Consider the following 5,880-nt stretch of genomic DNA (forward strand, 5'->3'; position numbering starts at 1 on the left):
GCCCGGCGCACCGGCCGCGCCGCCGCGCGACGTCCCGCCGCCACCTCCCGTCCGCACGCCGTCCGGTCGCCTCGACCTCGTCGTCTGACCTGCCGTCCGAGCCAGCACCCAGGAGCACCGATGTCGATCGACACCTCGTACACCGCCGCCGCCGGCGGTGCCGCCGGCACGACCGGCACCGCGCCGGCGACCAAGGACCTCGACAAGCAGGCCTTCCTCGAGCTGCTCGTCGCGCAGCTGCGCAACCAGGACCCCTCGTCGCCCATGGACTCGTCGCAGCTCATGGCCCAGACGACGCAGCTCACGACGATGGAGCGGCTCATCGAGCTCTCCGACACCTCCCGCGAGGCGTTCGGGCTCCAGATGCGGGTCGCCGCCGCGACGCTCGTCGGCCAGACCGTCTCGTGGACCGACGCCGAGGGCGCCGAGCACTCCGGCGTCGTCGGCTCGGTCTCCTACGCCGGCTCCGTCCCGACCGTCACGGTCGGCGACGAGGAGATCCCCCTCGACCAGGTCGCGGCGGTCCGCCGCACGGCCGCGAGCTGACCGCCGCCCGCCTCAGCACCCCACCCCAGCCCCCAGACCCGCACCACCGCGCCGCCCGGCGCACCGCCCGAAGGGACCCACCATGCTCCGCTCGCTGTTCTCCGGCATCAGTGGTCTGCGCAGCCACCAGACCATGCTCGACGTCACCGGCAACAACATCGCCAACGTCAACACCACCGGCTTCAAGTCGTCGCAGGTGCAGTTCCAGGACACGCTCAGCCAGGTGCTCACCAACGCGGGCGGCGCGCAGGACGGCGTCGGCGGCACCAACCCGGCGCAGATCGGCCTCGGCGTGCGCGTCGCGGGCGTGACGACGAGCTTCACGCAGGGCGCCTCGCAGGTGACCGGGCGCAGCACCGACATGATGATCCAGGGCGACGGGTTCTTCGTGGTCCGCAAGGGCAACGAGACGTACTACACCCGCGCCGGCTCGTTCGACTTCGACGCGACGGGCCAGATGGTCCTGCCGGGCGAGGGCGCCCTCGTCCAGGGCTGGATGGCCGTCAACGGCGTGATCGACACCAACGGCCCGCTCAGCGACCTCAAGGTCCCGGCCGGCTCCGTGATGGGCGCCGTCGCGTCCTCGTCCGCCACCTACGCGGGCAACCTCGACTCCGCGGCGGCGGACGGCACGGTCCTCAACCGCACGATCGACCTGTACGACGCGACGGGCGCCTCGCGCACGCTGACGCTCACGTTCACCAAGGCCGCGACCGGCTGGTCCCTCGCCGCCGGCGACGGCACCGCGACCGTCGCGTCGACCCCCGTCACGTTCGCCGCGAACGGCCGCATCACGTCGCCCACGTCGCTCACGGTCGGCGGCGTCGCGGTCGACCTGTCGACGCTGACGGGCTACGCGGGCCTCGACACGGTCAAGGCGACGGCGCAGGACGGCCAGGCGGCCGGCACGCTGCAGTCGTTCGCGCTGGGCGCCGACGGCACGATCACCGGCTCGTTCAGCAACGGGCTCAAGCAGGTCATCGGCCGGATCGCGCTCGGCGCGTTCACCAACCCGGCGGGCCTGGAGAAGGCGGGCGGCTCGCTGTTCCGCACGACCGTCAACTCCGGCGACCCGGCGATCGGCACGGCCGGCACCGGCGGGCGCGGGTCGCTCGCGGGCGGCGCGCTGGAGATGTCGAACGTCGACCTCTCGTCGGAGTTCACCAGCCTCATCGTCGCCCAGCGCGGCTTCCAGGCGAACTCGCGCGTCATCACCACGTCGGACGAGGTGCTGCAGGAGCTCGTCAACCTCAAGCGCTGACGTCGTCCCGCCCGGCGGCCGCGCCACGCGCGCCGCCGCCGGGCGGGTGAAGTGCAGTCCTCACATCGGGGCCGGACCGGCCGATGGGAGGCGTGAAGGCCCACGGACGGGCCGCGCGGCGCGAGCCGCACGTAGGACCAGGGACGGGTGCAGCCATGATCGTCGTGACACGCCTGACGGGCGAGAAGTTCGGGATCAACCCCGATCTGATCCAGCGCGTCGACAGCGCGCCGGACACGATCGTGACGCTCATCGACGGCACGAAGTACATCGTCGCCGAGCCCATGGCCGAGATCATCGCCCGCATCAACGAGCGCTCCGCGCAGGTGCTCGCGCGCTCGCAGGAGCTGCGCTCGACGGCGGTGCTGACGGCCGTGCCCGACCTGGCCGAGCCCGAGGACGACGAGCAGGCCGGTGACGGCCCGCTCGTCCAGCCCCTTCCGCTGAGGCCGAGGAGCGTCTGATGGATCCAGCAGGGATCATCGGCATCGTCGTCGCGTTCGTCGCGATCTTCGGCGCCCTCTTCCTCGAGGGCGCCAACCCGCTGTCGATCATGCTGCCCGCGCCGCTGCTGCTGGTCTGGGTCGGCACGATCGGGGTCGGCGTCGCCGGGCACACGCTCAAGGACGTGAAGAACGCGTTCGCGGCCGTGCCGCGGGCGCTGCGCTCGAAGGCGCCGGACCCGTCCACGACGGTCGACACGGTCGTGTCGCTGGCCGACAAGGCGCGCCGCGAGGGCCTGCTCGCGCTGGAGGACGCCGCGCGGGACATCGACGACGAGTTCCTGCGCTCCGGCCTCCAGGCCGCCATCGACGGCACGGACCCCGAGGACCTGCGCGTCATCCTCGAGGACCGCATCGCGACGAAGCGGACCCGCGACCGCGTGAACGCCAAGTACTTCCAGGACATGGGCGGCTACGCGCCGACGATCGGCATCATCGGCACCGTCATCTCGCTCGTCCACGTGCTCGAGAACCTGTCGGAGCCGGAGACCCTCGGGCACTCGATCGCCGCGGCGTTCGTCGCGACGCTGTGGGGCATCCTCTCGGCCAACGTCGTCTGGCTGCCGCTCGGCACCCGCATCAAGCGCATCTCCGACCTGGAGTGCAGCCAGATGGAGGTCACGCTCGAGGGCCTGCTCGCGGTGCAGGCGGGCGCGAACCCGCGCGTCGTCGGCGAGCGGCTGCGCAGCCTGCTGCCCGACGCGCCCGCGGGCGACAAGAAGGCCGACGAGAAGAAGGCGGCCGCGTGAGCGCCCACGGCGCCCGCAGCCGCCGGCGCGGCGGCGGGCACGAGGAGGAGCACGTCAACCACGAGCGCTGGCTCGTGAGCTACTCCGACATGATCACGGTGCTCATGGCGCTGTTCATCGTGCTGTTCGCCATCAGCCAGGTCGACCAGGACAAGTACATCCAGCTGCGCGAGTCGCTGGCAGCCGGCTTCAAGGACATGACGGGCAACGAGTCGGTGCTCGACGGCGGCGCGGGCACGCTCGACGGGCAGTCCGCCGTGCCGGAGGACGCGCCCGTGGACGGCACCGCCGGCCTCGTCGACGCGGACGCCGAGCTGGGCCACCAGGCCGCGAGCCCGTCGCCCGCGGCGACGTCGGACATCGACCCGGACACCCTCGAGGCGGCGAAGGCCGAGGCCGCGCACCTCAAGGAGATCAAGGCGGGGCTGCTCAAGCGGCTGCGCGAGGAGCGGCTCGACTCGTCCGTGCGCTTCCGGATCGACGAGCGCGGCCTCGTCATGGCCCTCGTCGCCGACGACGTGTTCTTCGCCCCCGCGAGCGCGCAGCTCACGCCCACGGCGGGCAAGGTGCTCGACGCCGCGGGCCCAACCCTGCGGCGGCTGAAGGAGCAGATCTCCATCGAGGGCCACGCGAACGTGCTGCCCGTCTCCGGCCGCTACGCGACCAACTGGGAGCTCTCCGCCGACCGCGCGACCCAGGTCCTGCGCCACCTCGTCGAGAAGGACCGCATCGCCGGCAGCCGGATCATGGCGATCGGGTTCGGCGACGAGCGCCCGCTCGTGGCGGGCCGCTCGAAGCAGGCGATGGAGACCAACCGGCGCGTGGACCTCGTGATCCTGTCCGGCGCCCCCGAGGCCGTGCGGGACCTGCTGCCCGCCCTGACGAAGGAGTGAGTGCGATGCCCGTCGAGCAGCGCGTCATCGGCGGCCCCAAGATCGGGGCCCCGAAGATCGGTGGCGGCACGATCGGCGCCTCCGCGCCCGAGCCGGAGCCGGAGAAGAAGCCGCGCTCGCGCAAGCCGCTCGTCGTCGTCGCCGCGGTGCTCGTCGTGCTCGTCGCCGCGGCCGCCGCGTGGTTCTTCCTGCTGCGCCCCGACCCGGGCGCCGAGCCGGCGCCCGAGCCGACGCCCGAGAAGGGCGAGGTGCTGGCGGTCGAGCCGGTCAGCCTCAACCTCGCCGGCGGGCACTACCTGCGGCTGGGGTTCTCGATGCAGCTGACGAAGGACGTGCACGAGGCGCCGGACCCGTCGGTGGCCGTCGACCACGCGATCGCGATCTTCTCCGGTCGCACGGTCGACGAGGTCTCCGACCCGCAGACGCGCGAGAAGCTGCGCGACGAGCTCGCCGCCGAGCTCGCCGAGGCGTACGAGGGCGAGGTGATGGGCGTCTACCTGACGAACTACGTCACGCAGTAGGCCTGCCAGCAGACCTGCGCTGCGCCGGCTGAGGCCGGCACGTCCAGGGCGCCACGGAGGGCGCCGCACCGCTGCACACCGACGACCGGCCGACCGGGCCGGGCACGGACCTGCCCAGGACGGGCGGGGTGCAGACAGCACGACGGCACTCGTCACGACGAGTTTGCGCGCGACCGCTCACAACCGCGGCGCGCCCGCCGATGGGTCGGCCGTGACCGTCCTCGATGCCGCGACCTCTGCTGCGCCCGTGCGGCGCCCCGGCGCGCGCGGCCGCGTCGGTGCCCCGCAGGTGGAGACCTACGACTTCCGCCGCCCGCTGACGCTCGTGCGCGAGCACGCGCGCCACCTGGAGATGGCGTTCGGCCGGTTCGCGCGCCAGTTCGGCACGCAGCTCACCGCGCGGCTGCGGATCGTGAGCCGTCTCGAGCTCGACGGCGTCGCGCTGCACACCTACGACGAGTACGTCAGCACGCTGCCCACCCCGACCGCGATGGTGCTCTGCACCGTCGACCCGACGCGGCAGAACGCCGTCCTGCAGCTGCCCGTCGGCGCGACGATGGTGTGGGTCGACTACCTGTTCGGCGGCGACGGCCGCGGCGACGACCGCCCCGGCCGCGAGCTCACCGAGATCGAGCTGACGCTCGTGCGGGACCTGCTCCAGCACGCGCTGGCCGACCTGGAGTACGCGTTCGCCGGCATCACGAAGCTCGGCCTGGACGTGCGTGGCGTGCAGTACAACCCCCAGTTCGTGCAGGCGGCCGCCGCCTCGGACACCGTGCTGGTCGCGTCGTTCACCCTCAGCGTCGGCGAGCGCGAGGACGCGCTCACGCTGATGCTCCCCGCCGAGCACCTGGTCACGGCGCTCAACGCCGCGGACGGACCGGTCGCCGCGAGCGACGAGGACCGCGTGCGCGCCGTCGCCTCGCGCGTGCAGGTCGAGCACGCGGTCGGCGCCGTCCCCGTGCCGGTCGGCGTGCGCCTCGCGCCGATGACCGTGCAGCCGCGCGACGTCGTCGGCCTGGCCGTCGGCGACCTGCTGCCCCTCAGCCACCCCGCGGCCGAGCCGCTCGACGTCGTCGTCGACGGCGTCGTGCTCGCCCGTGCCGCCCTCGGCAGCCACGGCCCGCGCCTGGCCTGCCGCATCGTGTCCGTCGCCTCGGAGGAGAACCCCGCATGAACGCCCAGACGCCCCTCGCCGCCCGGGTCGACGCCCGCGCGGCGGCCGACGCGGCCGCGGCGCTCGTGCCGTCCTCCGTCCCGCTCGTCGCGGTGCCGTGCGACGCGACCGACGTCCCGGCCGCGGCCGAGGCCGTCGTCGTGACGTTCGTCGGCGCTCCGAGCGCCGACCTGGTCGTGGTGGCGGGCGCGGTGCTCGCCGACGTCGAGGCGGCGGGCCGCGCCGCCGGC

7 protein-coding genes and 1 pseudogene are annotated in these 5,880 nt (G+C 73.5%); all 8 read left to right on the forward strand.

Going from position 1 to position 5,880, the window contains the following annotated elements; genetic code table 11:
* Positions 1-120 precede the first annotated feature (120 nt).
* Entirely contained in the window at positions 121-546 is a 426-nt protein-coding gene (locus tag HGCM_RS06630) for a flagellar hook assembly protein FlgD (protein ID WP_019136073.1), read from the forward strand.
* A gap of 82 nt (positions 547-628) precedes the next feature.
* Complete coding sequence (locus HGCM_RS06635; protein WP_019136074.1) at positions 629-1,807, forward strand: flagellar hook protein FlgE; 1,179 nt, start codon at positions 629-631, stop codon at positions 1,805-1,807.
* A 155-nt stretch (positions 1,808-1,962) separates the two neighbouring features.
* A complete protein-coding gene (locus HGCM_RS06640) occupies positions 1,963-2,271 on the forward strand; it encodes a flagellar FlbD family protein (RefSeq protein ID WP_019136075.1) in 309 nt (102 codons plus the stop codon).
* On the forward strand, positions 2,271-3,059 hold the full coding sequence (locus tag HGCM_RS06645) for a motility protein A (protein ID WP_019136076.1): 789 nt from the start codon (positions 2,271-2,273) through the stop codon (positions 3,057-3,059). Before HGCM_RS06640 ends, HGCM_RS06645 begins: the two co-directional genes overlap by 1 nt.
* Positions 3,056-3,952 carry a flagellar motor protein MotB gene (locus HGCM_RS06650; RefSeq protein WP_019136077.1) on the forward strand — a complete coding sequence of 299 codons (897 nt, stop codon included), beginning with the start codon at positions 3,056-3,058 and terminating at the stop codon, positions 3,950-3,952. The genes HGCM_RS06645 and HGCM_RS06650 overlap by 4 nt, the downstream gene beginning before the upstream one ends.
* 5 nt (positions 3,953-3,957) lie before the next feature.
* Positions 3,958-4,473 (forward strand): flagellar basal body-associated FliL family protein, encoded by a 516-nt coding sequence (locus HGCM_RS06655; RefSeq protein ID WP_019136078.1) that lies wholly within the window; start codon positions 3,958-3,960, stop codon positions 4,471-4,473.
* A gap of 247 nt (positions 4,474-4,720) precedes the next feature.
* On the forward strand, positions 4,721-5,650 hold the full coding sequence (locus tag HGCM_RS06660) for a flagellar motor switch protein FliM (RefSeq protein WP_019136079.1): 930 nt from the start codon (positions 4,721-4,723) through the stop codon (positions 5,648-5,650).
* Positions 5,647-5,880: pseudogene (locus HGCM_RS19745) on the forward strand (flagellar motor switch protein FliN); the annotation flags it as partial. The gene HGCM_RS06660 and the pseudogene HGCM_RS19745, both read left to right, overlap by 4 nt.

Origin of the sequence: Cellulomonas massiliensis JC225 (genome assembly GCF_000312005.1) — a bacterium.
GTDB classification, from domain to species: Bacteria; Actinomycetota; Actinomycetes; order Actinomycetales; family Cellulomonadaceae; genus Cellulomonas; species Cellulomonas massiliensis.

Bases quoted from the DNA above. Each gene is read 5' to 3' on its own strand.
- HGCM_RS06630 (WP_019136073.1), top strand. From the start codon at position 121: ATGTCGATCGACACCTCGTACACCGCCGCCGCCGGCGGTGCCGCCGGC.
- HGCM_RS06635 (WP_019136074.1), top strand. From the start codon at position 629: ATGCTCCGCTCGCTGTTCTCCGGCATCAGTGGTCTGCGCAGCCACCAG.
- HGCM_RS06640 (WP_019136075.1), top strand. From the start codon at position 1,963: ATGATCGTCGTGACACGCCTGACGGGCGAGAAGTTCGGGATCAACCCC.
- HGCM_RS06645 (WP_019136076.1), top strand. From the start codon at position 2,271: ATGGATCCAGCAGGGATCATCGGCATCGTCGTCGCGTTCGTCGCGATC.
- HGCM_RS06655 (WP_019136078.1), top strand. From the start codon at position 3,958: ATGCCCGTCGAGCAGCGCGTCATCGGCGGCCCCAAGATCGGGGCCCCG.